The organism is Nostoc sp. DedSLP03, from assembly GCF_034530815.1.
In the GTDB taxonomy this organism is placed as follows: Bacteria; Cyanobacteriota; Cyanobacteriia; order Cyanobacteriales; family Nostocaceae; genus Nostoc.
In genome coordinates this window covers 18489-44922 of the sequence record NZ_JAVRCK010000027.1, presented here as the reverse complement: position 1 = coordinate 44922, position 26434 = coordinate 18489, and the positions used below count along the sequence as shown (strand labels likewise).

Genomic DNA, 26434 nt, shown 5'->3' with positions numbered 1-26434 from the left:
ATCATACAGCCCAGTAATTCTCGCCTTCAGGTAAGGTAAGGATTTCAACCCCATCTTCAGTTACAGCTAAGGTATGCTCGCATTGAGCAGAAAGCTTGCGATCGCGCGTTACCGCCGTCCACTTATCGCCCAGAACTTCGACTTCGTAAGTACCTTCATTAATCATTGGCTCAATGGTAAAAACCATCCCTGGTCTGAGGCGCTTGCCCTTACCGCGTGTGCCATAGTGGGGAACATCCGGCGCAGTATGGAAAATATTACTGATGCCGTGACCAACGAAATCTCGCACTACCGAAAAGCCTTGTCCTTCAGCATACTCTTGAATGGCTGCACCAATATCGCCAATGCGTGCCCCAGGTTTAACTTCAGCAATCCCTAGACGCAAACACTCTTCTGTCACCTCTACCAGCTTTCTCGTTTTTGGGGAAGGAGAACCAACAAAAAATGTCTTGGATGTATCGCCGTGATAACCTTCAACAATCGGTGTGACATCAATATTAATGATGTCACCTTCTTTGAGGATTTGCTTGGCGTTGGGAATGCCGTGACAAATTACCTCATTTACACTGGTGCAAATGGATTTAGGATAACCCTTATAGCCAAGGGGTGCGCTTTTTGCTCCATGCGCTTGCGTCCAACGTTCGGCTTCATCATTTAGTTCGAGAGTGCTAACCCCTGGTTTCACAAAGGGTTCTAGATGCTGGAGAAGTTTAGCAGCTAAACGCCCAGCTTGACGCATTTTCTCTATTTCTCGTTGGGATAAAATAACAATTAGTTCAGTTTTCATTAACTTTTATCTAAAGTATCTTTCATAAACATAGTTAACCCTGTCTGTGCAGCTCTTTGTGCAGTATCAGCAACATACAGGGTATACAAGCTTTCCTCTGGGGTAACGTACAAAGGAGTCCCGTCAAAAAGATGGTCTAACACCATCCTCGTATCTTTGGCGAACAAACCCCGGCGAGGCCCAACCTCTATAGGTGTTGTTTCCCCTGGCTGCACGAATATTCCGGTGTCGCCATCAAAAATTAAACCACCTTTTTCACCGTGAACTTCAAACTTCCGCTCTGATTGCCAAATACTTTCGCCTTTGCCATACACTACTTGGGCTAAAAGTCCACTGTTAAAGCACAGTTCACTATTGCAGAAACAGGTTTGGTAGTATTCCGGTTCTATTTCCCAATATCGCTGGTGACAGTTAACTGTAAATACTGTACCAAATAAATCGATGAGGCGATGTAGGCGAGACAGGGCACCAATTAAGGGAAAGCCGAACAACTCGTGGTTATAAGTCCATTTGCGGGGTGCAGGATTTTGAGGATTGATGGTGCTGTAGCGAACATAAAATACCTCACCAATTTTGTCTAAGTTTTGCTTCAAAGCTTGATGCAAACCACCTAAAAGTTCCAGATGTTCAACGTGTAGGAGTTTTTGTTGTGCTTTGGCTAAGGCAATCAGTTCCTCGGCTTCAAATACATCCAACGAAAGAGGATACTCTACAATTACATGTTTGCCGTTGCTAAGTGCTGCACGAGCGATCGCCCCATGATCTCGATTAATAGTGGAGATCGCTACTAGGTCTATATCTTCACGCTCTACTAGCTCTTGCCAAGTATTCAAGACTTCAATTTGGTAGTCTCTAGCAAAGCTTTTGGTTTTTTCTCTTGTATGACCAACAACTGCGACTATGTGCGATCGCTCATCATGGAGCAATGCCTCAGCCCGAAACTTTGCCGCATACCCAGTACCTACCAAACCTACACGCACTCTTGCTTTTTCCAAAGCTGCTTCTGAATTATACATGATCCTCATTAGTTCTGTTCTCGATCTTCCCACGCTTTTAGTGGTCAGATTCTCTCTTCATGGGGTTCACCAGTCTAGACTCTACAACATTTGTCCTACCCCCTCAAGGATCGATAAGACTTTATTTAAAGCTAGATAGAATTACGTGTACTCAAAAATGAAGACTTCAAAACAAAAGCCCTTTTTTTATCCATCATCTCAGAAATTTGTCAATATTATGAACAAAAAAATGGCAAAAGAAAAATTACATCTCTACTGTTATAACGGGCGCATTTAAATCAGATTAGAAAATGAAATAGCCCTATTTTTTAAAGGGGCTGGGGAATCTCTTCTACGTAAGTTCTACAAAATATCGGTAACATTAACCTTACTCATGTTTCTGTTTTAGGTATATAATTTTTTCTAATTACAACCTGACTAGGGTCGAAAATAATATAAAGAAAACTTATCGGGATTAAGTAACTAAATTTCATTACTAATCGGGTTCAATTTCCAGTCACATAGTTTAATTTTTCTCGTAGTATCAGAATTGAAGCAAATTTGAACCAACGGCTAATTCCACAGAACAGCCGTGACCTTTGCCTTAAGATAACTTATACTGCCGTTCGCAAAAGAGAGGATTACTCAATGCCAAGTTATAAAGTCACATTAATCAACGAGGCTGAAGGACTGAACGAAACAATTGACGTTGATGACGATACCTATATTCTAGATGCTGCTGAAGAAGCTGGTCTTGACTTGCCTTATTCTTGCCGCGCTGGTGCTTGCTCTACCTGTGCAGGTAAACTCACCAAGGGTACTGTCGATCAGAGTGACCAGTCATTTTTAGATGATGAACAAATAGAAAAAGGATATGTACTGACTTGTGTCGCCTACCCAACCTCTGACGTAACAATCGAAACTCACAAAGAAGAAGACCTTTACTAAGAGTTAAGCGACTCAAACATAAACCTCTTGCAAGAGTTATTAATGTTGACAAAATACAAACAGGATATTTAGAGTTAACACCCTGGCAATGCAATGCCGTGTGTACCTCTGAAGGCGACTTTGACAAAAAGTCTAATTTTGTGTTGAGCAGGAACACTAGTAAATATTGTGTTCCTGCTTAATTTTTTAAGTATGAGTTTCCTCGCTATTTTTTGCCTCTTCTTAACTCCTGACTGCTAGCGAAAAATGCAACTTGAATGTTAATAAGCTTAAAGCTTAGTCTCTTTGTTAAGAATTTGAATCTGAGTACCAGGATAGTAAAATTGGAGAATTTTTGGACTTGACCAACCTAGTTTAGCTAAATTTTGAGCGCCAGTTTGACTCAAGCCGACTCCATGTCCTAATCCACCACCAATAAAAGCGTATCCCCAGAGTTCCGGTTTGCCTTTGTTCAGAGGTTGGATGTAAAAAAGCGTACTTGTAGGAGCGGCAAAAGCACTGCGAACCTCGTCTTTGTGCAAAATAAAAGTACCGCGATCGGTTTTAACCGCAAGTTCCAGGATACGTCCACTCTGGCTGCGCTCCACTACTGCCATAGCCTGAATTGTCTTAAATTTGGCATGGGGACTGTTTTTCACCTGTAAAAACTTTTGCAAGTCCTTAATAATATCTTTTAAAGGCGTTTCTTTATGCCAACGAAACATATCCCACTTGCTTTCATTAAATCCTTGTTGCGTATTAATAAATTTCTGAAAATTCTTTTCATCTGCTAAATTCTGCTTAGACAAGTCCCAAAAATTAGTCGGAGCATCCAGTACGGGGCGTAGATAGGGACGATCTTCGCCATTCCAGACATCGCTAAAGGAAGCGGTGACGCCACCAGTGGTAGAAGAATACAGGGCGTCTACGAGTTCATTTTTATAAGTTAGTACTTTACCCTTAGTTGAGGCGATCGCTTGGTCTGTTTTGGCTGCTGCTCCCTTCAACCCATAATAAACTTGGCAGTGAGTATCAGCACACAACTGATAATTATCTGCGGCAAACCTACGTAAATTTCTCAAAGCATAAGTCCGGGCAAGAATTGCCTGAGCTTCCAGCGCCGCTTTTGGTGCATTTGTCCCTATTTCGTAAGGCACAACCCCACGCAAATAAGTTTCTAAAGGTACTTGATTAACTAGAGTATATGTGCCATAAGCATTTGGCTGCAAATTCATTCGACCGGCATAAAGACGAGCAAACTCTTGTTTTTCGGTTTTATTTACCCGAATTAAGTTTTTATCAGTGCTAATTTCCAAGTTATTTGGGCTATAGCGATTGCCATCCACCACCCAACTCACTCGCGGCACTTGCTTCAAAATTTTAGTATCAAGATATACTTTTTCTTTAGTAGAAGCTTGGATGTTTTGTAATAACAAGCGTCGCAGTAAAGGGGTGCTGTAAACATCTCGTTTAGCCCAAACCTGCCAGCGTTCTGGCTGGGCTATTTCCACTTCCATTCCCTGAGAACGCCATTTCTTAGCACTGTCTTCCGCAGTTTCAAAAGTGCGGTATGTGCCCAAAACTACTACTTCTTCGACTGCCGACTGGGGTAAAGCTTGCATAACTGTTTCCAGCTTTACAGGATTTTTCGTAAACAGGACTTGCTGCTTATTGCCCACTTGAAATTTTAGCTTTAAGCGATCGCCTTTTATCGGTTCCAGTTGCAGCTTGGCTGTGGCTTCGGCGCCAAATCGCTGCACAATCCCAATTTTCAGTTCTATATCCTGGATGTTGCTCTCAGGCCCTGATGCAGCAGTCAGTCCCAATAGACAAAATGTTGTAAGTACAGCGTGGGGAAAACGCCAAAACGAAAATTTCATGGCTATCTGATAGGGAAGCGATAGCGAGTACTCAAGCGTCTTCTGCCCCTTAATGCGTCGTTGGAGCTGATTTTCCAATTGCTTTGTAGTGCGGTTTTTTTGTCGCATGAATGCTCCAATGATACCATTACCAATTTTGCCCTAAATACTAGTTGCAAAACGAAGTCATAATGACTATGATTTATATAGAGACAAAAAACAGAATTAGTTGGATAAACTCTTTATGGTAAAAGTCCAAGAAATTCCATTAAATCAGATAAAACGGCCATTGCCGCGTACAAACGATCCAAATAAAGTACAAGCCTTAATGGAATCGATTGCGGAGATTGGGCAGCAAGAACCTATTGATGTCCTAGAAGTAGATGGACAATATTATGGCTTTTCTGGTTGCCATCGGTATGAAGCTTGCCAGCGTTTAGGCAAGGAAACCGTTTTAGCCAGAGTTCGTAAAGCACCCCGTAGCGTTTTGAAGATGCACTTGGCATAGAAAATGGGAGTGGGGAATAAAGAGCAGGGGAGTAGAGGAGCAGGGGGAGCAGGGGAAAAGGTTAAAGGTTAAAGGGAAAAGGAATAAATTTAATCTTTCCCCTTACCCCTTTCCCTATGCCCAATGCCCAATCCCCAATGCCCAATTTCCAATCCCCCATTACATATAACCTAATTAGGAGAAAATTATGTCATCGAAAGTAACAGTCAAAAATGTAAATATCGGCATTGACGAGGCGAGTAGGGCTAAAATTGCCGATGGTTTATCTCACCTGTTAGCTGACACTTATACACTGTATCTGAAAACTCATAACTTCCATTGGAATGTAACGGGGCCGATGTTTCAAACATTGCATTTGATGTTTGAAACCCAGTATACAGAATTAGCCTTAGCAGTTGATTTAATAGCCGAAAGAATTAGAGCACTTGGCCATCCTGCACCAGGAACCTACAGCGAATATGCCAAACTGAGTTCGATTCCAGAAACTCCCGGAGTTCCTAAAGCTGTGGAGATGATTCGCGAACTTGTGGAAGGACAAGAAGCCGTAGTCAGAACTGCACGGTCTATTTTCCCGGTGATAGAGGAAGTTAACGACGAACCTACCGCCGATTTATTGACTCAGCGGATGCAAGTACACGAAAAGACAGCTTGGATGTTGAGAAGTTTACTGGAAGAATAGGAATTAGGGAATAGGGAATAGGGCATTGGAAACTGGGGAGTTAGGAGTTAGGAGTTATAACAATTATTTCCCAATGCCCTATTCCCTATTCCCCATGCCCAATGACGGCAGTTGCTCCAGTTGGGGAACCCCTGCGTACCCGTCACTGCCTCCCCAATGCCCAATGCCCCATGCCCCATGCCCCAATGCTCCATTCCCAAAAGTTGCAAGATTTAATGCAACAGGTAGGTATTTCTAGTTTTAAAGGTCTGAGTCGCGCTGCTGGTGTCTCAGAACGTCAACTTTTACGCTTACGCCAAGGAAAGTTAGAGCAGATGCGGGTAGATGTGCTGCTTAAGCTTTCGCCAGTGCTACAGATGCCATTGAATGAATTAATCGCAACTTTTTCAACCGTAGATTTATTACCAGAGAAAACAGCGCCTACTCAGGAATTGTTACAAGAAATTACAGATTTAAGAAGAGAGTACGATCGCTCGCAGCTTCAATTAGAACAACAGCGAGAAATATTAATACAAGAACTCCAGCAGTCGAGTTTGCAACTGCTGGAGTCTTTATTATTGCAATGGCCAACAGCAGCACAGAAAGCGCAGGAGAATCCTCAGCTAGCAGCAGTCAAAATAGTACCCTTGGTGCAGAAACCCCTAGAAAAGCTGTTACAGGCGTGGGGAGTAGAAGCGATCGCCCCTGTGGGAGCAGAATTACCTTACGATCCCCAACTGCACCAATTGCTGGAGGGAACTGCACAACCTGGAGAAACAGTCAAAGTACGCTACACTGGCTACCTTCAAGGTGAAAAGTTGCTTTACAGAGCCAAAGTGAGTCCTGTTTGAGGGCGTGAGGAGTAGAGACGCGATTAATCCAAATCTTTCCAGGAGTTAGGAGTAATAAATTCATAACTCTTTACTTTTTGTATTGTTTGTCGATAAATGACAGATATTGGGAATACTAAAATAGCAAAGGCGATGCCTTCGAGAAAACTTCTTTTAAAGCCTTGGTGTCGGTTCTAGCTTGCTTGGCACTGTTTAAACCTAAATTTTTGGCTCTAGAGCGGTAGTCCAGAGGTAAATTTTTTCAATTATGTAAGTAATTGGACATAAATAAATGTAGATCCTAGTTACTATCATAAATACTCACGGAGGAAAAGCTGCTGCTGGACTAGGTTTAGCTATACGTAAGTGTAGTCTAGAGTGTTTGAATTTTGAATTGCTTAATGACAGCTACGATCGTGAGATTTATTGGAGAATTTCAGTTTTGCAAAAATATTTGGTAAATAATCTGAAAAGCAGTAACTTCAGCTTGTATGTAAGTAAGTATATATTTAAATCGAGAAGATGCAAGTAAGTCGGCATGAAAAAATCAACATACATGATAAAACATCAAATCAACGAACTGCTTATAAATTGGTCATTCTAACATTTTTACAAAACTAAATATATCAGATGTCGATCGTGCCAATTTACTTAGCTGGTTGATTTATAGTTGGTCTATTTATAGTAAAAAAACTATATTTAATTAAGCTAAAAAACTTTTTAATTATAAAAAAATAGATTCAAATTTTTATAAGTAATCTTTCTCTATGCCAATTAATTATTAATTATTACTCAATATTTTATCTTAAATTTTATTTTACAAGCATTTTTAAATGTTCTATAATAGCGAAATCAGAGTATTATTTACATAAATCAGAGTGACATAATTATGAGAGAGCAAGTAAAAGTTATTAAGCTCAGTGGTAATTTGAATGCCACAACTTCACAAGACTTTCGACAAAATATCACAAATATTTTAGAAAGTGGTGCGAAAATTGTGTTAGTTGATTTTAAAGATGTAACGTTTATGGATAGTTCGGGTTTGGGAGCTTTAGTATTAGCCTTTAAAACCTTGCGAGCCGCAGATATGAAGCTTGTTCTCTGCTCAATTAATGAGCAAGTCAGGATATTATTTGAACTGACTAATATGGATAAAGTATTTGAAATTTTTCCCAGCCAAGATGCATTTAATCAGGTTTTAGTCTCTAATACATAATTAATCAAACTTCATTTGCAAAATAGATAAATCATCATCAAAAGCATCTTTGGAGTTCAGAGCTATTAAATAACTAAGTACGCGATCGAGTTGGCTATCAACAGGATCTTGTAAGCTAACCAGTAGCTGAATAAAAGCATCCAAACTCCAAAGTGTGCCGTCTGATTTAGTTATTTCATAAGCGCCATCACTAAAAATATAAAGGGTACTGAATTTTTCAATATTGCAAAACCTATCAACATATTTTGCCTCTGGAAACATGCCAACTGGCATGCCAGGGGTTTTTAGGAGTTGAACTTCAGATTTTCTTGGAGATGTGCCGGTTACTAAAACTGCTGGTGGATGACCTGCACTAGCATAAATTAACTGGCGGTTGGTTCGGTTGTAAACTCCGTACCAAATGGTAAAGTATTTATCATTTTGATAATTCATCTGAAAAGTGTCATTTAAAGCCTTCAATACATCACTAGGTTGATAGTAATCAAGACCTTTGAGCGCACGGGAACGCAGCAAATTCAGCACTGAAACAGAAGGAAGAGTGGCTTTGAGTCCATGTCCGGCCGTATCGAGTAAGTAAATTGCCAGATAGTCATCATCGAGCCAATAGTAATCGAAACAGTCACCGCCGAGTTGTCGTGAGGGAATGAATCGAAAATTTATATTGAAGGGTTCAGTCATAGAAAGAGGTAGCAGCGATCGCACATATTCTGCTGCTTCTGACATTTCTGATTCTAGAAGCAACTTTTGAGCCTGCAAATCTCTACTCAACTGATGCAGGCGTAATCCTGCTCTTACCCGTGCTTGTAATTCATTATGCTCAATAGGTTTAGAGATAAAATCATCAGCACCAGCGTCTAAGCCTTTGACGCAATCGGCAACGGAGTCTAAGGATGTTAATAAAATAAAAAATGTGGTGAAAAATTTGGGGTCTGTCTTAATGTGGTGGCAAACTTCTAGACCATTTAACCCCGGCATGATCCAATCACAAATAATTAATGCTGGACGGTAAACCTGTGCTTTTTCTATTCCTTCCTCGCCGCTACTGGCAGTAACGACCTCATAACCCTGTTTTTCCAACATCCTTTTCAGGAGTATTTTTATTGAATGATCGTCATCAATTATTAGTATTTGAAACATATAAATTTTTTGAAAACACTCATTAATAATTTTTTGTCAAAATAGAAAATAAAAATATGATATGAGCTAATAAGCTAGTAGTATCAATACAGAGATGCTATAGCACTTATCGTACCCCGCGGGTACTCCTTCTCCCAAGGGGAGACGCTAGCGCGAACAGATAACTCGTAGAGTAGCCGCTACGTGTCTATGTATGCAATAGACTTTGACTACTCTCTCTTTTTAAGAGAGAGTACCTTACGTTGGGGCAACAGGCGTAAGGAATTGAGGGTTTGGTCTTTATTAGACTTAAATGAGAAGCACTATAACTCATTTCTATTTACCCATCAAATTTACGACTATTCAACAGTCATAAAATGTTATGGCGTTCTCAAAGGATTTAGCCATAAAAGAATGTTGCTTTTTAACTGGTTTAAGTCACGGTATGCTTCTTGTTTGAACCATTGCCCTAAAGCATCAAAGGGGGTAAAAGATGTTCCCGTTTGCCATTTAATATCTTGACCTAAAGGTGTTGTATGATTTCCTGGTAACGTTTGCGCTGTCACCATCTCATCAAAACGTTCTTGTAAGATTTTGGTTAAAGCTGCCGATTGATCGATGGTGTCATTACTAAATTTTATTAATAAATTGCGCCGGATATTGTAATGTTCTTGGACAAGTTTGTTAGTTTCCAACGGCGAGGGGGTAAATTCGATTTTCCAAGTAGAATTGAACTGCTCTACTAGAGGGATAGCTTCTTTAGCGGCGTAGTTGTTGAAGGATATTAAAATATTCCCTGCACGTTCTACTTTAAACAGGCTACCAATCAGCAAGTGGAGTTTACAGCCCATACTGTGTCCAATGCCGTAGATAGGGAAGTAAAGCTTGCGTAATGCCCCAGAATCATGCAATCGTTCGAGGGTGCGGTCAAAGTTTAACAGCACGGATTTTGCGATCGCAGTATGATCCAATGTATTGACGAAAGGCGTAGCAATTACAACGTAGCCTTTACTTGCCAGTTGTTCGAGTAACCAGCGATAAGTGATGTGCGGTGCAGTGGCGACAAATGCACCTCCTAAAAAATGAACGATACCTATGGGATTTTGGGGAATGATTACCCAGTTCCCTCTAATTTCTTTCCAGTCCATACGGATAAGCGATCGCTTTACGATTATTCTTTATGGTAGACCGGGGATTGCAACCGTGGGAAAGATTATGGAAAAAAGCCATCGATCGTATTTTACTAGCAGATTGGCAGCCAACTCACCCAGCAACCTCTATGGATTTATCAGTAGCATCTACGCTTTCTCTAACTCTTACTGAGTACCGAGTCAATTTACGAGTGCTTTCTAAATTCCTATTACAAAACTTAATTACGAATTATCTTAACGTTGAGTCTGTAATCTTTTCATTTCGTATTGCACATCTAATGCAATTTGTAATGCTTCATTGAGTAACCTTCCATGTTCAGTAGCCTCCTCTGTTACTTGCATCGCTGTTAAAGTTGCTAAATTGTTGACAAATAGTTCTGTATTACTGAGGATAAAATTCTTATTTTCTCTCAAAATCCTTTCTGTCTTCAAAGCGCGAATTAAATCAGCTTTGGTGAGTTTAAGCGCTTCGATTACATCCTCTCTTTCCTTGATAATCACTTCTGGATTACCAGCTTCTTCTATTTGGTCATTAATATCTATAACTCTAATAACAGTATTATATCTATTAACCTCGTTTAACAAGATTTGCAGAGATTTTGTCATATTAGCTTTCACAAGCTTACTTTTACTTTTCCAGATAAAATACAAAATGCTTTGCGTCAGACCACCAACCCAAAGCCCTAAAAAAAATAATAATATCCATGATGGAATTGTTATCCACGTCACAAACATTTTAATAATTAGATCGAATAAAATATAGACAAAAAGAAATGTAGAAAATCCAATAAAAACTACAGTCGCACCTTCAGAGCTTTGGATTTTTTGTATATATACATTTATTAATCTCTTGAGAGGATTTGTAATGATTAAAAGTTTTTCATTGACAGGTAAATTAGTCAGCTTTTGCAGATCGTTCTGACTAATTTCCAATCCCTGTAAATCATCTCGCACAGCTTTTCAACCCTTGCCAGAATAGTTATTTAATCTAATATAGCAATCAAATTTCTAGAATGCTGGCATTTTGTCTAAACTTTTTCAAGCAAATTAATACTTGTAGGCAATGTCAATAAGTTTTGTACAATATGATACTCTTGTGCGAGGATAATTATTTACTCCTAAGCTCGATTTTATCCATTTTTACGAAACCTAAAACCTGATGTTGAGCGCTTATTGGGTTTCGTTCCTCAACCCAACCTACAAAAAATTAAATTTCGACCCTTTTTTAGGGTGACGTGTACTAAGTTCCTATATTGAATTCGGGCAGTCGTTGATTGAATTTGGGCAACCACCAATAATTTACATAAAGCTATTCAATATTTTTGTAATAAACGTCTTCTAATATTTCTGCTAATCTACAATATCCCCATGTTTTGGAGCTGAAGTGTAAAAACAGAGTGTAATGTTCCAGATTGCATTGTGCTGTAGAGGGTTTGCTGATTTCTCTGATTGTCGGATACTTAATAAGTATGCGTTTAGCAATCCTAAACTCTTACAGATTAATACTTTTTATCAACACACTATTTTACCACTTTGTCAATGCGTAAGTCCTAATCAACATTTATTGCATGATAAAATAAAACATATATGGAGGTAAGATTATGACCCAATCGTTGCCCAAATTACTAACCTTCAATGAATTTATAGAATGGTATCCCAACGATGGAAAACGCTATGAGTTATACAAAGGAGTAATTATTGAAATGCCGCCTCCAATCGGTTCGCATGAAAAAGTTGTAGGATTTATAGCCCGTAAGCTAACTGTCGAGTTTGATCGCCTGAATCTTCCCTACACTATACCCAAAACCGCATTGGTCAAAACTCCTTCTGCCGAATCCGCTTATTCGCCTGATGTGTTGCTGCTAAATCTTGATAATCTCGACAATGAACCGCTCTTTCAAAAACAGTCAACAGTAAGCCAAGCAGCATCGGTTCCAATAGTTATTGAAGTTGTTTCAACCAACTGGCGAGATGATTACTACAATAAACTTAGGGATTATGAAGAAATGGGCATTCCCGAATATTGGATTGCTGATTATGCTGCATTGGGTGCAAGAAAGTTCATCGGCAATCCCAAACAACCGACTATTTTTGTATGCGAATTAGTTGATGGTGAATATCAAATGACAGCGTTTCAAGGTAACACCGCGATTTCATCACCTACCTTTCCCAAATTAAATTTAACTGCACAGCAGATTTTTAATGCGGCTAACTAATACCAATTCAAAATTCAAAATTCAAAATTCAAAATTAGGGAAGCTAGACAGAACAAAGGTTTGGGAGTATGTATCTGTCGCATTCTTTTTTAACATTGGTATAATTTTTTATCTAGTCTTATAATTATCTTCCCAACTTATTAGGAATACCTTCACAACCACCAGGAATAGTACCTCTAGTTTTCTCGCCACCCCAAGTGCAACAGTAGTTACGTGTAGACTCAGACATTCGTTGTACGTTGCTGAAATCGGCATTTTCTACTACAGCGCCGGTTTGTTCGCCGGTTTCATAATCTGGTGCTTGGGTGCGACTGCGGGGTGAGGCTTTATCTACTACACCATAGAATAGGCGAATCCCGTTGATGTCAGCATCATTGAGATTTGCACCATATAAAATTGTGCGGGAGAGGTTGGCTTTTACTAAATCGCAACCGCTCAGATTGGCGCGGACAAGATTAGCTTCGCTCAGATCAGTCCAACGTAAATCAGTACCAGAAAGGTCGGCTGCGGCTAGCATTACGCCTAAATCGATGACGCGCACACCTTCGAGGCGGTCTTCTGCATATCCGCCAGTTCCATCAAGAATGGCTCGACCTAATAAGCGATCGCGTTTTAGGGGCGATAGTAACTTGGAACGTGACAAAAAACGGAGAATTTTCGCTTTCCCACTACCATCGACACTACTTAAAATTGCCGCAGTGCGTCCTTCAGCGATCGCTCTTTCTTGGGGCCAATCTTCTAATAATCCTTCTTCATCTAATACCAAGTCGGAAACGCCTTGGAAGTAGGAATCAATTGTCTGTTGCTGGGTGATGATATTTTGCTGAACTGTCAGCATATTTTGCTGAATTGTCAAGTCTTTGGAAATAACATATTGTCGCCATGCTACGTAAACGGCAATGATGGCGATCAGAATTTGCCCCAAAGCGCCAAACCATTCTGCAAGGCTACCAGCAGTTTCCCAGTTAATCTGGCGCCCTAAAACAAGTAAGCGATCGCCTACACCTGTAAATCTGATCGTGCCGATAATGGCTACTATTAGTCCCAAAAAGGCAACAAACAGGGTACGTTCTTGGGGTGAAAACCATTCGTCTAAAACTTCTTGCAACCAAGGCAATAATATCGCCAGGGATAGTAGCAAAGCCATCAGTGTTCCGATAATGCCGACGATCCAATTATTGAGGATAATCCCAGTGAAGGTAATGGCGATCGCTATTAAAATAATCAGCAATGCCCTTGGCTTAACTGTGAATTGCTTGCTAATGGGTTGTTTGAAGTCAGAACGGGCTTGTTGTAAAGCAATTGTATTTTGTGGAGATTTTAAAGATGCGATCGTCGCTAGAGCTTGTTGTGTTGCTAGTGCTTCTGAGTTTAGGTTCTTCTCACCTGCACCACCGTCAAAGTCATCTGGTTGCGAATCGTTTTCGGGGCCTGGTTCTGGGGTTGGTAGATTAGAGGAATTGGATTCAATTGTCATGTTTTCTATTTTGCCCCAGGAGATTAAGAACAACATCTGTTTTATCAGAAATTGCACTCAACTCAAGACTTGTATTCCATACAATACTTCTGGAATTTTAAATTGTTAATTTTGATCTACAGTTTGAATTGTCAACATTTGAGGGGGCGTAGCATCAGGTGGGTAGAGAAAATCCACTTCTACCAGTCGGCGCTGTCCAGGAGATATTTTTAATTGAGCCAGCGGTTCTCCCATCTGTCCCCGTTGTTGAACTAAATGCCAATATTGAGTTCTGGGTAAGCCATTATCATCATTGTAGCGAATACGAACAGTGCCTCGGAAAAAGACGGATGGTTGGGGTGGTGAAAAAAAGCGCAGCCCTGGTTTACTTAACTCATCTTCTTTAATCGGCGTTTGAAAAAGTACATTTATAGTTTGCGGCTTATCCGTATTGTTGAATAATGGTAGAGAGATGTTGTATTCAATGCCGTAGTTGCCGTGAGCTTCGTAAGCAGTACCAGGATAACGCGCTACGAGTTTAGCAGTTTGGTTTTGTCCAGTACCCATTTTGCCAGCCAAAAGGGTACTTAAACCGTAAGAAAAAGCTTGTCCTGATTCGGGAATTGTTAGGTATGAACTATTAGAGTCGGTAATTTGTGCTTGCCAACGAGAGCCAACAGCTACTCCCGCTACCCGTCCGTAAATTTCTGTTGCCCCTGCAAGTTTATCTGGAGGACTGGGAGCCGATTCGCGGGGCCCTGCAAAATCACCATTTTCTAATAAATTCTCCCATTCTTCTAAAGTAGGCGCTCTTTCACTACCATCGGCATTGGGTTTGGCAAACATGGCCAGGTTCGCCAGATAAACAGGACGATCGCTATACAAACGTAATAAAGTAGAACGTCCATTCAATGGCGGCGTTAAAGTCCGCACTGGAATGGGATGATTCATTAACATCCGGCTTTGTTTTGGTGGAATTACCAACTGGGCTGGCCATCCTTGTCGTCTGACTCGTAGCACATCATTCATTACGCGATCGCCAGGCCCAGCATAAATATTTCCCGAATTATTTAACTGCATAGGAGGAAGCTTGACAAAAGGTGCATCAGGTTGACTCACATAACTAGCTGCTTGCAAGATGTTGACAGTTGCAGAGCGATCGCTGGGATTGTAAACAATCACTCCCAAATAAAGAGTCCGCAAATCATTTGGCGTCTCAATCGCTCTCGCAATATGGTGAGAAAATAAATCAAACCTTCCCTGAAATGGAAAGTTCAAGTGGGCGCTGGGCACTTTTTTGCCTTGAGGAGGAAATGTAGATAGGAGAATTCCTTCACTTTTAACTACTTCTGGATTATTACTGTTAAATACTGGTACTTCGTCAAGATATCCTGTTAAAGGTCTTGTTTGTTGGGGAACGAAGATTTCCTGCGGTGGAGGAGAAGGCGATGCTTGAGCTAAAAACAAATAGGAAATAAAATTAAGCATTTATTTAAAAAGCAATTTATCGCTGAAGTTCAGAATACAGCATACTTAATCTCTCCCCAAGTGTGACAAATTAGCAGAGGCTGTTTGTAAAATAAAGTTGCAAGTAACATCCAGCAAAGTGACTAACAGATGTAAGATAAGCGTCCTTGCTAATTTTGACAACAAACATGAAAAAGTTTAGGGAACTGGCATTAGCTTGTGGTGCGATCGCTGCTTTGATTGGTACGAGTCTCAAGGTTCAAGCAACGTCCAAGCGGCTGATTACCCTAGACGATATGTCTGCTCTCCACCAAGTCAGCGAACCGCAAATTTCTAGCGATGGAGCCTGGATAGCCTATACGGTCAAGAGTACCGATATCAATAATGATTCTGTCAACAACCATATTTATCTGACTTCGTGGGATGGCTCCCGCACCCTAAAATTAACTAACAGTAAAGATAGCGAAAGTTCTCCTCGTTTCAGTCCTGATGGAAAGTACCTAACTTTTCTCTCCAGTCGTCAGTCCGACAGTGAAGACAATCAAATTTGGCTGCTGAATCTTGCCGATGGAGAAGCAGAAAAGATTTCAGATTTTCCAGGAGGCGTTTCTGATTTCGTTTGGTCGCCCGATGGCAAACAACTGGCTGTAATCGCCGAAGATCCACCCCCAGAAACTCACAACGAACAAAAGACGGCACAGCCAATTGTCATCGATCGCTTTCAATTTCAAGAGGACGGCGTTGGATATCTCGGAAAAAGTCGCGAACACCTCTACCTGTTTGACTTAGCAACTCATAAAGCAGATATTCTAACGCCAGGTGAGTTTAATGAGTATTTACCGAGCTGGTCTCCAGATGGCAAGAAGATTGCTTTTGTCAGCAAACGCGGTGCTGATTTCGATCGGCATAACAATTGGGATGTCTACACAATCAACGCCCAACCAGGAGCAAAAGTACATCAAATAACTACCAATGAAGTCCCCAATTGCGATCCATCTTGGGGTAGCCGGCCTGTTTGGAGTCCAGATGGGAAGTTAATAGCCTATCTGCAAGGAGGCCCTCAAAAGCTAATTGAGTATGCTGTTTACCATCTTGCCGTTATTCCAGCATCAGGAGGTACTCCACGTCTGTTAACAGCAAAACTCGATCGCAATGTTGTTAAGCCACGCTTTACATCTGATGGCAAATCAATTTTGTTTTTGCTGGAAGACGATGGCAATGTTCACCTAGCAAAAGTACGAGTAACAGGCGGTAAGATAGAGCGATTACTAGGTGGACGTAGAAATATCAGCGCCTTTGACTTAGCGGGTGACGACAGGATTGCTTTGTTATCCTCAATGCCGCAGCAGCCAAGTGAGATTTTTACCCTTAAAGGAAGTGAACTGCGTTCAATATCGCACCAAAACCAGGAATTGCTTGCCCAACTTCAATTAGGAACGACGGAAGAAATTAGTTTCAAGAGTAAAGACGGCACCGAAATCCACGGTTTCTTAGTCAAACCACCAAATTTTCAACCAGGAAAGAAATACCCAACACTCCTTCAACTTCATGGTGGCCCAGTCGGGCAGTACACAAACCAGTTTATGTATGACTGGCAGCTGTTTGCAGCAAAAGGTTATGTTGTCGTTGCAGTTAATCCACGGGGTAGTTCGGGACGGGGTGAAGCGTTCTCGAAGGCTATTTACGCTGACTGGGGAAATAAAGATGTTCAAGATGTCCTTGCTGCTGTTGACTACGTTGAAGCACAAGGGATAGCCGATCCATCTCGGTTGGGAATAGGTGGATGGAGTTACGGTGGTATGTTAACAAACTATACGATTGCCCAAGATACCCGTTTCAAAGCTGCGGTAAGTGGAGCTAGTATTTCCAATATTTTGGCAGGATACGGTACTGACGAGTATATTTATGACTACGAACAGGAATTGGGCGTGCCGTGGAAAAACCTTAACACTTGGCTAAGAGTTTCTTTTCCGTTCCTGCACGCCGACCGAATTGTGACACCAACACTATTTCTGGGTGGCGATCGCGATGTTTCTGTTCCGTTGCACAACTCCGAACAGATGTATGAAGCACTCAAAAGTTTAGGGGTTGATACTCAATTGATTATTTATCCTGAGCAATCTCACGACATTAGCAAGCCGAGTTACCTGCGCGATCGCCTACAACGCTATCTTAATTGGTATAGCAAGCATGGATTGTGAGTACAAATACATACTTTTGCCGAACTTCACAAATTACCAAGTGGTATGTCTCATTAAATATGATGGGTTTGTAGTAAGCACTTCAGTGCTTAAAAATCTAGGACTAAAGTCCTTACTACGAACTTGTTTACCCATCAATTTCAACTTGACATTCTTTCTAATCGGCAAAATTGAGTAATTTCTTTGTTGAAAGTGCCACTCAATTAAGGTGCAAGGGCATTACCCCGAATTAGACTACCAATGGTTTTGGCAGTAATCTTCAATTGGGTGATGGGATTAGCCGGGACAACCGTTTTATACAGATAGCTATCAAATGTTAGCCGTTGTACATCGAGGTCATCGCACATTTCCACAAAGGCTTCGCGGGTGGCGTCAGAACGATAGAATACGGTTTGCAGAATGTCCAGCACCTTGTAAGTAAGTCCGTATCTTTTATCCCAACGCTTCAGGTAAACCTTCAGGTCGCCTTCTGTAGGAATCCGGCTACCACTGTTAGATGCTTCGACAATGGTTTCGGCACACATCCGCCCAGATTTAGCGGCGAAATAAATACCTTCACCAGAAGACTTGGTAACATAACCAGCAGCATCTCCCACCAAAGCGATGCGACCGACAACACGACGGGGACGGGGATGTTCGGGAATTGGGTGGGCTTCAACTTTGATGATTTTACCGCCTGCCAACTTCTCGGATGCACGAGCGCGGATACCAGCTTGTAACTGTTTGATGCTGGCTTTATTGATTTGCATCGTGCCAGTACCGACAGCTACGTGGTCATATTTGGGGAAAACCCAAGCGTAGAAATCGGTAGAAACGTCATCACCGACATACATTTCGGCGAGATCGTTATAGTAGGCCATTTTGTCTTCGGGTAAGCGAATCCGCTCTTGGAAAGCGATCGCATAATTGTAATCTCCAGCGTCCATTTCTTTGGCAACGCGGGAATTAGCCCCATCTGCCCCAATAATTACATCCACTTTCAGAGTTTTGGCAATACCCTGTGATATACCATCTGTGTGGTCAACGTAATGAATGGTATAAGGATCGGTATTGTTTCCTGGTATATCGAGTTTATGAACAGTGGCATTAATTAAATTTGCGCCTAGTTTGGCCGCGCGATCGCGCAAAAAGCCATCTAACACTTCCCGGCGGCACATTCCTATATATTCATCTTCATTTATCAGATTGATATCAACCTCGCGATTGGAAGGCGAAATCATTTTCATCTTCCGTACCCGGCGATCGATAATCTCTGGTGGTAAGTCAAATTCACTCACCATACATAGGGGAATTGCACCCCCGCAAGGCTTCGCATTGTCTAGCTTCCGCTCAAACAGGTAGGTTTCAATCCCAGAGGCTGCCAGTGTTTCTGCGGCAGATGAACCAGCAGGGCCTGACCCAATAACAGCAACCCGTAGTGTCAAAGGTCTTTCTCCCAATCTTCACATTTACCGAGAGCATACTACCACGGTCTTTCTAGTGATTTGGCGCTTTTCCTCTAGGTTTCTGCACAAATGCAATATTCCTTAATGTTTCGATACGAATTAAGCGTTGGGTATTAAGCATTGGGTATTGGGAAGAATGAAGAATATTGCCTACCCAGTCCCTAGTTATAAAATATGCAGATTTCCTTATTCGATTCTTTTACTAGACAAGTTGGTACTGCCGCAATTAATGGATATCAAAAACATATCTCCCCACACAAAGGTTTTGCTTGTGCCCACAGAAGACTATATGGCGGCGAATCTTGCTCTCAATACATTAAGCAGTTAATTGCCAAGGAAGGGTTAAAAGCAGCTTTTGTTAATTCCCGCGAACGATTTCAAGCTTGCAAGCAAGCCAACCAAATTTTGCGAATGCAGAGCGAGAACTCAGAAGAATCCATACAGGATGAAGCAGACATACAGCAACGACAAGCATCTGGTAAAGTTGCTCAAAAATCTTCATTTGTTAGTGGCGACAATACTAACTGTTTTGATTGTGCCGATTTGGGCTGTAATTGTGTCGAGATCGTTAGCATAACTCCCGATTGTGGTTCCCTAGATTGTGGTGCAGCTGATTGTAGTTCCCTAGATTGCAGTGGTGCTGACTGTAGCTTCCTCGATTGCGGCAGTTGCGGTAGCTAAATCTTGTTCATCCATAAATAACAATGTATGGTATATGTAGGACACAGTAATCCTACCAAGGATCTGTAGATTTAGTTGCAGAGGTTATAGTAGCAGTGGGTATAGTAGTTGAGAACGTCTCCAAACAATTCGGGAGTTTCAAGGCAGTTGATGAGGTTAGCCTAGAAATTAAGAGTGGTTCGTTAGTTGCATTACTTGGACCATCGGGATCGGGTAAATCTACGCTACTACGGTTAATTTCCGGTTTAGAAATGCCAGATAGCGGCAAAATCCTGCTTACCGGTAAGGACGCTACATACCAAAGTGTGCAACAGCGAAATATTGGGTTTGTATTTCAGCACTACGCCCTATTCAAGCATCTGACAGTTAAGCAAAATATTGCCTTTGGCTTAGAAATTCGTAAAGCACAGCCAAAGAGGATTAAAGGACGGGTAGAACAGTTACTCGAATTGGTGCAATTGACTGGATTAGGCGATCGCTATCCATCACAACTTTCTGGCGGTCAAAGACAACGGGTAGCTTTAGCCAGGGCTTTGGCAGTAGAACCGGAAGTTTTATTGCTAGATGAACCTTTTGGCGCACTTGATGCTAAAGTTCGCAAAGACTTACGGGCATGGTTACGCCGCCTCCATGATGAGGTTCATGTTACCACAGTTTTCGTTACCCATGACCAAGAAGAAGCAATGGAAGTCTCCGATGAGGTTGTGGTGATGAATAAAGGACGTGTAGAACAGGTAGGGACACCAGCAGAAATTTATGATAATCCTGCCACCGCATTTGTAATGAGCTTCATCGGCCCGGTGAATGTATTACCCAGCTCTTCAAAGATTTTTCAAAGCAGCGGGTTTGATGCGCCACACCCACAAGTCTTTTTGCGTCCGCAAGATGTGATTTTAGAAAAGGCTGCTAACGGTACCACTACACCTGCAACAGTAAGCCGATTAATACATTTAGGTTGGGAAATTCAGGTGGAATTAACTTTCGATGACGGGCAAGTAGTGATGGCGCATTTAACACGCGATCGCTTTAATGACTTAAAGTTAGAACCTCTACAGCGAGTGTATGTGAAGCCAAAGGATGCTAAGTCCTTTCCAGTGTCTTATTCAATTTGAAGGAGGCAGGAGGCAGAAGGCAGAAGGCAGGGGGCAGGAGGCAGAAAGTAAGAAGGTGATATTAGCCATCCTACTAAATCATTCGTAAACAATGAAATCCCCGACTTCTTAAAGAAGTCGGGGATCTTGTTATTGCGATTTTTACCAATTAGATAAGATTGTTATTTCTCTGAAATAATTAGCTACCCTTGGTTACACTATTTCCAGGCCCGGCGGTGACAATCACCAGATTTTCTGGCTTGATTAAATCTTCAATTGCCTGTTGCATATTAGCCATAGTGACTGCTTGAATCCGTCGGGGAAACTCTCGGATTTCTGACCGTGAAAGCCCTAAAACAGCATTATCCAAGATGATGCTTGATACATCACTGGGATTAGCTAAATCCACGGGATAGCTATTGGTAATTGAGCGTTTTGCTGCGTTTAATTCAGCTTCAGTTACTCCTTGCTCGCGTAACTGTTTTAGTAAGGCGAGAGTACTGGCGATCGCTTTTTGGGCATCAAGAGGAGCAGTTTGCATTTGAATCAAGAAGGGCCCCGGATTGATCCCGGCGGCAAAACCACTATATATACCGTAGGTTAGACCTTGGCGATCGCGCACTTCCGTACCCAAGCGGCTGGCTAAGGTATCACCACCCAAAATTTGATTTAGCACCAGTGCCGCATAATAACGCGGATCTTTCCGAGAGATGCCGTTGTAGCCGATGTAGGTGACAGCCTCAGCTTTACCGGGAATTACTTTATTTAGTTGTGTCAAAGTTTGCGGAAATGGTACGGTTGGTATTTTGAGAACAGGTGGCTTACCTGTGGCTTGCCATTTACCAAACACTTCATTTAGCAAAGCTTTTACCTTAACTTGATCGAAGTCTCCAACTATTGCGATCGTCGTGGTATCCGGTCGGTAGTGTGTCTGGTAGAAAGCAAGCAAATCATCACGAGTAATGGTCTTTAAACTCTCGGCTGTGGGAAAGCTGTGGAATGGATGATTTTCAGGGTAAATTGCCTGTTGAAATACTTGTCTTCCCAAACCTCTAGGGTCATCTAGCTGGACTTTCAGACTTGTCAATGCCCTTTGGCGACTCAGTTCTAACTGATCGGCGGGGAAAGTAGCGTTTTCTAACACATCTGCCAGAGTTTGAACCAATATTGGCAAATTTGCTGAAAGTCCCTCACCACTAACGCTAGTTCCCTCGCGGCTAGCACTGAAGCTCAAACCAGCTCCCAGGTCTTCTAAGGTTTTTGCTAGGGTCAGAGCATTTTTAGTCTGCGTCCCATTCATTAAGTTGCTTGCAGTTAGATTCGCTAATCCAGCTTTTTGATTGCCGTCAAATTCAGCACCAGCGTCAATTTGTCCGCTTAGGTTAATAGTGGGAAGATTGCGATCGCTCAACAGCAGAACCTTCAAACCATTTTTTAAGGTAAACTCCTCTGGTAGTGATTGTTTATTAGAATCTGTTTCTGATGTCGCAGGTGGCAAATATTTTGCCAGTTCTGCTGGATCTACAGGCTTACCAGGGCTGAAATTTTCCACCGTGCGACTAGAACCAGCGCTAGAAGTTCCTGGCTTACCATCTGGTTGAGTCGGCTCAAAGAAACCGATGGTTTGTTGAGCCGGATTGAGGTAAGTTTTCGCTGCTTTCTGGACTTGAGCAGGAGTCACTTTCGCGATCGCAGCCAGATACCTTTCAATAAAATGATAATCCCCTGCGATCGTTTGGTTATATCCCAGTTGATTAGCCTGACTAGTGATATCTTGATTGCCCAAAATATATGAGGCTTGCAGTTGCGTCTTCGCTCGGTTCAACTCTTCTGAAGTGACAGGCTGCTCTTGCAATTTTACTAAAGATTCCTGGAGTACCTGGGCAATTTTCCCCAACTCTTGACCGGGAGCCGCCGTAGCATCAATTTCATACCAACCCGGTTCGATGAGTTCGGCAGCACCACCACTCACTGAACTAGCGAGTCCAGATTCCACCAAAGCCTGATAAAGTCGAGAACTACGTCCACCTGTAAGAATGGCATCCATCAAATCAATTGCTGGAACATCAGGATGTTTGATATCTGGCAGAGGATACACCACTTGCAATAGTGCTGCACTTCCAGGTTGCTTGAGGACAATCGGTGCTTTTTTCGCAACAGTGGTAGACGGGGAAGCATCAGCAACAGAAGAAGATGCCGAGGAATTATCAATTGCTCTCCTAGCATTAGGGAGTGTCGTATTCTTTTTTGGTCGTTGCGATAACTTACCAAAAGTTTCTTGGACAACTTTGAGTGCAGGTTTTGTGGCAAAATCTCCGGTAATCACCAACGTGGCATTTTCTGGGCTGTAGTAGGTTTGGTAATAATTCCGTACCTGCTCCACCGTGAATTGCTCCACATCGGCTTTTGTGCCTCCCACCGATAAGCCATAAGCTCGATTGGGGAAAGCAGCCCGCATCACTGCCCGACTCAGACGATAACCTGGTGAATTTTCGTATCCTTGTAACTCGGAGATCACCACCCGCTTTTCACTGGTGAGTTGTTCAGGCCCAATTAAGGAATTTTCCATGCGATCGGCTTCTAGTGTCAGCAGTGCTTCTAATTTGTCTCGCTGCACTGTGCCAAAGTAAGCTGTTTCGTCATAACTAGTAAAAGCATTGAACTGGCTACCTAAAGCACTAAACAACCGTCCAAACTGTACTGGACGGTCATTTGTACCTTTGAACATCAAATGTTCTAGCTGGTGAGAAATACCATTCTCTCCCTTAACTTCGTTGCGCGAGCCAACTTTATACCAAACTTGCACACTCACCACGGGAGCAGTATGAACTTCCTTGGTTAATACCGTTAAACCGTTGTCTAATACTGTTTTTTGCACTCCTTGGGTGAATGAGAGAGCAGAGACAGGTGTGACTGCTGTTGGCGTTGCAGCATTAGTGAAATTGCCAGCCATTGGCACGAGAGTTAAAATAAGGCTGAGGAAAAATCCTAAAAGCATCATGTACGATCGCCGTTTCATAAGCAATACAAAATTTCCAATTTTAAAATAAAACCCCAAAGGGTATTTCAAAATTTAAATCTAACTCAAGTTGCTAGTTATTGAGGGAATAAGACAAAAATTAAATCAAAATTCGCTTAAAACAAATGTGACAGAGGAAGATGATATATAGCTTTTCCTAGTCTGCTGAGGTACAAATCTCTGCGTACCTCTGCGTTTTACTTTGCGTCCCTTTGCGTTTCAAAATATTATCTGTACCTCACGTAACTAGTAATCGCTATATAAACTTATTGCTGTACTACTTTTTTGCCCATAGCATATCTGAGTGTATTTGTTAAAACTACCCAAGGGTTATCAGGTGCGGCGATAAAACTTTTACAGAATATTAGAAATTATTGCAAATAGATTAACAAGCATTGCAATGTGTTTCTTTTTACACAATTGTAGTAATATATACTTTTAAAATTGGTTTGATATCTATTGTCATCCCATTCGGGTAAGTATCTCGGTCAAACTAGCAAAAACTTTTTAAGATATGCAAACAAGAAACTTGATTGGATCGTCTACATTAGGTATGCTGTTAACAGCAATACCTGTATTATCAGCTAATGCCTCAGAAGTAGTACCAAACTTATACCAGTTTCAAGGTAAGAATATCAGCATTAGTTACTCAACGACAAGCTTTACTGGCAAGCCCCTTTTTACCTATAAAGATAAGCAACAGACATTAAATTTTCAAGGTACCGATCAGATCCGTAGTGTAGAAACAGAGATTGGTACACTTGTAACTGTAACTATCCATAAAACAGTAGATACTGGCAATACCGTATTTACTTTGATCTTACCCCGTGTAAACCTTGGAAAAAGTAACTCAGCCGCAGTAGAAACTAAGGGAATCACAACAACAAACCTCTTTTCTGTGATTCCTAAATTCAACCAGGGGCAAAGACAAACTTATACGACAATCCATTTGACTGGTACAGCCCAAACTGTCGCGTTTTAACTATACAAGAAGGATAAAAATATTAAACTTCTTGTTCGCATCAAGAAAAGCGGTAATACTGTTTGGTTAAGGCAAGACGCGATAAATCGCCGTCTCTACAATAATCATTCCTTCGTAAAGAGGGTGATTTATCGCATCTTTAACGATCTAGAATTTTCATCAAAAATCCTTAACCAAACTGTATTGAGGGTGAAGGTAAATAATTGTTTGCCTTCACCATTATCACTTAACTTTTTGTGAAGGTTGATATTGCATTATTTATGAAATAGATGATACTTTAAATTAAGTAAAGTTTATTTTATCCAATCTTTAATTAAAGATTATCAATACTTTTAAGATACATTTTAAAAATAAGTAATTTAGGTGATGCCTACGGCACTAAACTACGCTACCTCGTATATTCTCTATAATTACCGTTTAATTTGCTTAGGAAAGTTAGGAACTAACAAAGATTGCTCTAATTCCCCTTGCTCATTATAGAATTTCATTTGACCTTGTTCATTACATAACCATACTTCAACAGTTTGAGCTTCTAAATATAAATTTCTTTTAAATTCCATTTCTTCCAAAGTGTTACCACTGGATTTGACTTCTACACAAATTTCTGGTGCAATAGAAGCTGATACTTCATCTTCAATTTGAGAAAATCGTTCTTCTGAACACCAGACAACATCAGCAACTTTCACACCGTCTGATGTGTTGATAGCACATTCTGGCATTACTTCTCCTGTATTTAATAAAGATTCCAATAAACGTTGAATTCTTCCTTGATAAAAAGAATGTTTAATTTTGACTGGACTCATTACAATTTGTCCCCATTTATTTAATTCAATTTTGAAGGGTAAATCTTGTAATTGTTTGTGTTCGCAAACTTCTTCCCATTTCATAGTTAACATTTGCTTATAGTGATGATTTAATTTTAACTCATCTATTAATATTGAGACTCACTCTCTGATTGCAGATAAGAAAGTAGAACGAAACCCAGCCCTACTATCTCAATTAATTTATGAAGATTATTGAACAAAACCAGCATCGGCTCCTTTTGCGTTTCCAAAAATCGCTTTGGGGCGTATTCCTCATTAGTATAATTTTGATTCCATTTGGTCTTTTCCTTTGTTTTTTGGGGTTGGTACTCCAGCGTGCTAATTATCCTGGAATCATCGCCGTAGTAAGTGGATGCGTAATGGTTGCAATAAGTCTATATACAATAATTAAGGATACAGAAATTACTACTTACACTTTTGATAAAGTCAAAAATTCCATTCTCTGGGAAAGACAAAATCGATTCAAAATTTTACAGACAAAATCTGTTGAGTTTCCCTGTCATCTTATTTCAGGTATTGAAGTAGAAGATTTCAGTGGTTCTGAAGGAGGAATATCTTTTTATCCGAGATTAATTTTGCCATCAATCTACTGGCGCTTTTATCTAAAGTCTGATGGTAGCTATGAGAGTGCTGTAAGTATTGCGAAAACGATTGCACAGTTTTTAGATATCCCCTATTTTGCTCAGAAATCGGAAGTACCTACTTCAACGCTTTATATGAAAATTATGGTAAACCGAGAACCTGGGCAATCTTCTTGGCAATACCTAGAAAATCAAGTAGAGCTTTTGCGGCAACAGTTAGAGCATCATCCTAACGATCCAGACATTCATCAAGACTTAGGAATTTCGTTGTACTATCTGAATAGATGTATACATCGAAAGGAAGCAGTTACGCATCTGCAACAAGCAGAAAGATTATTTGAGTCTAGAGATGATAGCGATCGCGCGGCTATTGCAAGGGTAATGACAGCGCTTGTAAGTTGGAACTACTGATGTCGGGGAAAAC

22 protein-coding genes are annotated in these 26434 nt (G+C 41.1%); 11 read left to right on the top strand and 11 right to left on the bottom strand.

Annotation, left to right across the window (positions count from 1 at the left end; all coding sequences use genetic code 11):
- Position 1: 1 nt before the first annotated feature.
- Both map and RM368_RS15145 read right to left on the bottom strand, forming a co-directional pair.
- Complete coding sequence (gene map / locus RM368_RS15150) at positions 2-787, bottom strand: type I methionyl aminopeptidase (RefSeq protein ID WP_322675519.1); 786 nt, start codon at positions 785-787, stop codon at positions 2-4.
- Positions 787-1803: a Gfo/Idh/MocA family oxidoreductase gene (locus tag RM368_RS15145; protein WP_322694809.1), complete on the bottom strand. Its 1017-nt coding sequence runs from the start codon at positions 1801-1803 to the stop codon at positions 787-789. Before RM368_RS15145 ends, map begins: the two co-directional genes overlap by 1 nt.
- A gap of 627 nt (positions 1804-2430) precedes the next feature.
- Here RM368_RS15145 and RM368_RS15140 point away from each other — a divergent pair.
- A complete protein-coding gene (locus RM368_RS15140; RefSeq protein WP_322694808.1) occupies positions 2431-2730 on the top strand; it encodes a ferredoxin in 300 nt (99 codons plus the stop codon).
- 269 nt (positions 2731-2999) lie between these two features.
- Here the strand turns inward: RM368_RS15140 and RM368_RS15135 are convergent, their stop codons facing one another.
- Positions 3000-4697, bottom strand: a complete 1698-nt coding sequence (locus RM368_RS15135; protein WP_322694807.1) for a SpoIID/LytB domain-containing protein — start codon at positions 4695-4697, stop codon at positions 3000-3002.
- Between the two features lie 115 nt (positions 4698-4812).
- On the opposite strand from RM368_RS15135, the gene RM368_RS15130 reads away from it, so the two are divergent.
- The 4 genes from RM368_RS15130 to RM368_RS15115 all read left to right on the top strand — a co-directional run bounded on the left by RM368_RS15130 (position 4813) and on the right by RM368_RS15115 (position 7780).
- Positions 4813-5076, top strand: a complete 264-nt coding sequence (locus RM368_RS15130; RefSeq protein WP_104907642.1) for a ParB N-terminal domain-containing protein — start codon at positions 4813-4815, stop codon at positions 5074-5076.
- Positions 5077-5263: 187 nt separating this feature from the next.
- Positions 5264-5755, top strand: coding sequence for a Dps family protein (locus tag RM368_RS15125; protein ID WP_322694806.1), 492 nt, complete (start codon positions 5264-5266; stop codon positions 5753-5755).
- Positions 5756-5940: 185 nt separating this feature from the next.
- Entirely contained in the window at positions 5941-6585 is a 645-nt protein-coding gene (grpE, locus tag RM368_RS15120) for a nucleotide exchange factor GrpE (protein WP_322694844.1), read from the top strand.
- Positions 6586-7453: 868 nt separating this feature from the next.
- Entirely contained in the window at positions 7454-7780 is a 327-nt protein-coding gene (locus tag RM368_RS15115) for an STAS domain-containing protein (RefSeq protein WP_322694805.1), read from the top strand.
- Here the strand turns inward: RM368_RS15115 and RM368_RS15110 are convergent, their stop codons facing one another.
- From RM368_RS15110 to RM368_RS15100, 3 genes are all read right to left on the bottom strand, one after another.
- Positions 7781-8917, bottom strand: coding sequence for a PP2C family protein-serine/threonine phosphatase (locus RM368_RS15110; RefSeq protein ID WP_322694804.1), 1137 nt, complete (start codon positions 8915-8917; stop codon positions 7781-7783). It lies immediately after the preceding gene.
- A gap of 359 nt (positions 8918-9276) precedes the next feature.
- A complete protein-coding gene (locus tag RM368_RS15105) occupies positions 9277-10044 on the bottom strand; it encodes a DUF1350 family protein (RefSeq protein WP_322694803.1) in 768 nt (255 codons plus the stop codon).
- Between the two features lie 237 nt (positions 10045-10281).
- Complete coding sequence (locus RM368_RS15100; protein WP_322694802.1) at positions 10282-11001, bottom strand: hypothetical protein; 720 nt, start codon at positions 10999-11001, stop codon at positions 10282-10284.
- Positions 11002-11648: 647 nt separating this feature from the next.
- Between RM368_RS15100 and RM368_RS15095 the strand changes: the two genes are divergently transcribed.
- A complete protein-coding gene (locus RM368_RS15095) occupies positions 11649-12263 on the top strand; it encodes a Uma2 family endonuclease (RefSeq protein WP_322694801.1) in 615 nt (204 codons plus the stop codon).
- Positions 12264-12387: 124 nt separating this feature from the next.
- On the opposite strand, the gene RM368_RS15090 is transcribed toward RM368_RS15095, so the two are convergent.
- Positions 12388-13740, bottom strand: coding sequence for a pentapeptide repeat-containing protein (locus RM368_RS15090; RefSeq protein ID WP_322694800.1), 1353 nt, complete (start codon positions 13738-13740; stop codon positions 12388-12390).
- Positions 13741-13845: 105 nt separating this feature from the next.
- Complete coding sequence (locus RM368_RS15085) at positions 13846-15207, bottom strand: DUF3370 domain-containing protein (RefSeq protein WP_322694799.1); 1362 nt, start codon at positions 15205-15207, stop codon at positions 13846-13848.
- A gap of 167 nt (positions 15208-15374) precedes the next feature.
- On the opposite strand from RM368_RS15085, the gene RM368_RS15080 reads away from it, so the two are divergent.
- Complete coding sequence (locus RM368_RS15080; RefSeq protein ID WP_322694798.1) at positions 15375-17387, top strand: S9 family peptidase; 2013 nt, start codon at positions 15375-15377, stop codon at positions 17385-17387.
- 203 nt (positions 17388-17590) lie between these two features.
- On the opposite strand, the gene chlP is transcribed toward RM368_RS15080, so the two are convergent.
- Positions 17591-18811: a geranylgeranyl reductase gene (gene chlP / locus RM368_RS15075; protein ID WP_322689105.1), complete on the bottom strand. Its 1221-nt coding sequence runs from the start codon at positions 18809-18811 to the stop codon at positions 17591-17593.
- Positions 18812-19006: 195 nt separating this feature from the next.
- On the opposite strand from chlP, the gene yidD reads away from it, so the two are divergent.
- Together yidD and RM368_RS15065 are read left to right on the top strand one after the other, a co-directional pair.
- Positions 19007-19513, top strand: coding sequence for a membrane protein insertion efficiency factor YidD (gene yidD / locus RM368_RS15070; protein WP_322694797.1), 507 nt, complete (start codon positions 19007-19009; stop codon positions 19511-19513).
- Between the two features lie 95 nt (positions 19514-19608).
- On the top strand, positions 19609-20625 hold the full coding sequence (locus tag RM368_RS15065; RefSeq protein WP_322694796.1) for a sulfate/molybdate ABC transporter ATP-binding protein: 1017 nt from the start codon (positions 19609-19611) through the stop codon (positions 20623-20625).
- A 178-nt stretch (positions 20626-20803) separates the two neighbouring features.
- Here RM368_RS15065 and RM368_RS15060 read toward each other — a convergent pair whose 3' ends face one another.
- On the bottom strand, positions 20804-23623 hold the full coding sequence (locus RM368_RS15060; RefSeq protein ID WP_322694795.1) for a pitrilysin family protein: 2820 nt from the start codon (positions 23621-23623) through the stop codon (positions 20804-20806).
- Between the two features lie 514 nt (positions 23624-24137).
- Between RM368_RS15060 and RM368_RS15055 the strand changes: the two genes are divergently transcribed.
- The gene (locus RM368_RS15055; RefSeq protein WP_322694794.1) at positions 24138-24605 is read left to right on the top strand and encodes a hypothetical protein; all 468 of its coding nucleotides are present in this window, start codon (positions 24138-24140) and stop codon (positions 24603-24605) included.
- Between the two features lie 410 nt (positions 24606-25015).
- Here the strand turns inward: RM368_RS15055 and RM368_RS15050 are convergent, their stop codons facing one another.
- Positions 25016-25492, bottom strand: coding sequence for a Uma2 family endonuclease (locus tag RM368_RS15050; RefSeq protein ID WP_322694793.1), 477 nt, complete (start codon positions 25490-25492; stop codon positions 25016-25018).
- A 119-nt stretch (positions 25493-25611) separates the two neighbouring features.
- Here RM368_RS15050 and RM368_RS15045 point away from each other — a divergent pair, with 119 nt between their 5' ends.
- Positions 25612-26421: a hypothetical protein gene (locus tag RM368_RS15045; protein WP_322694792.1), complete on the top strand. Its 810-nt coding sequence runs from the start codon at positions 25612-25614 to the stop codon at positions 26419-26421.
- Positions 26422-26434 lie beyond the last annotated feature (13 nt).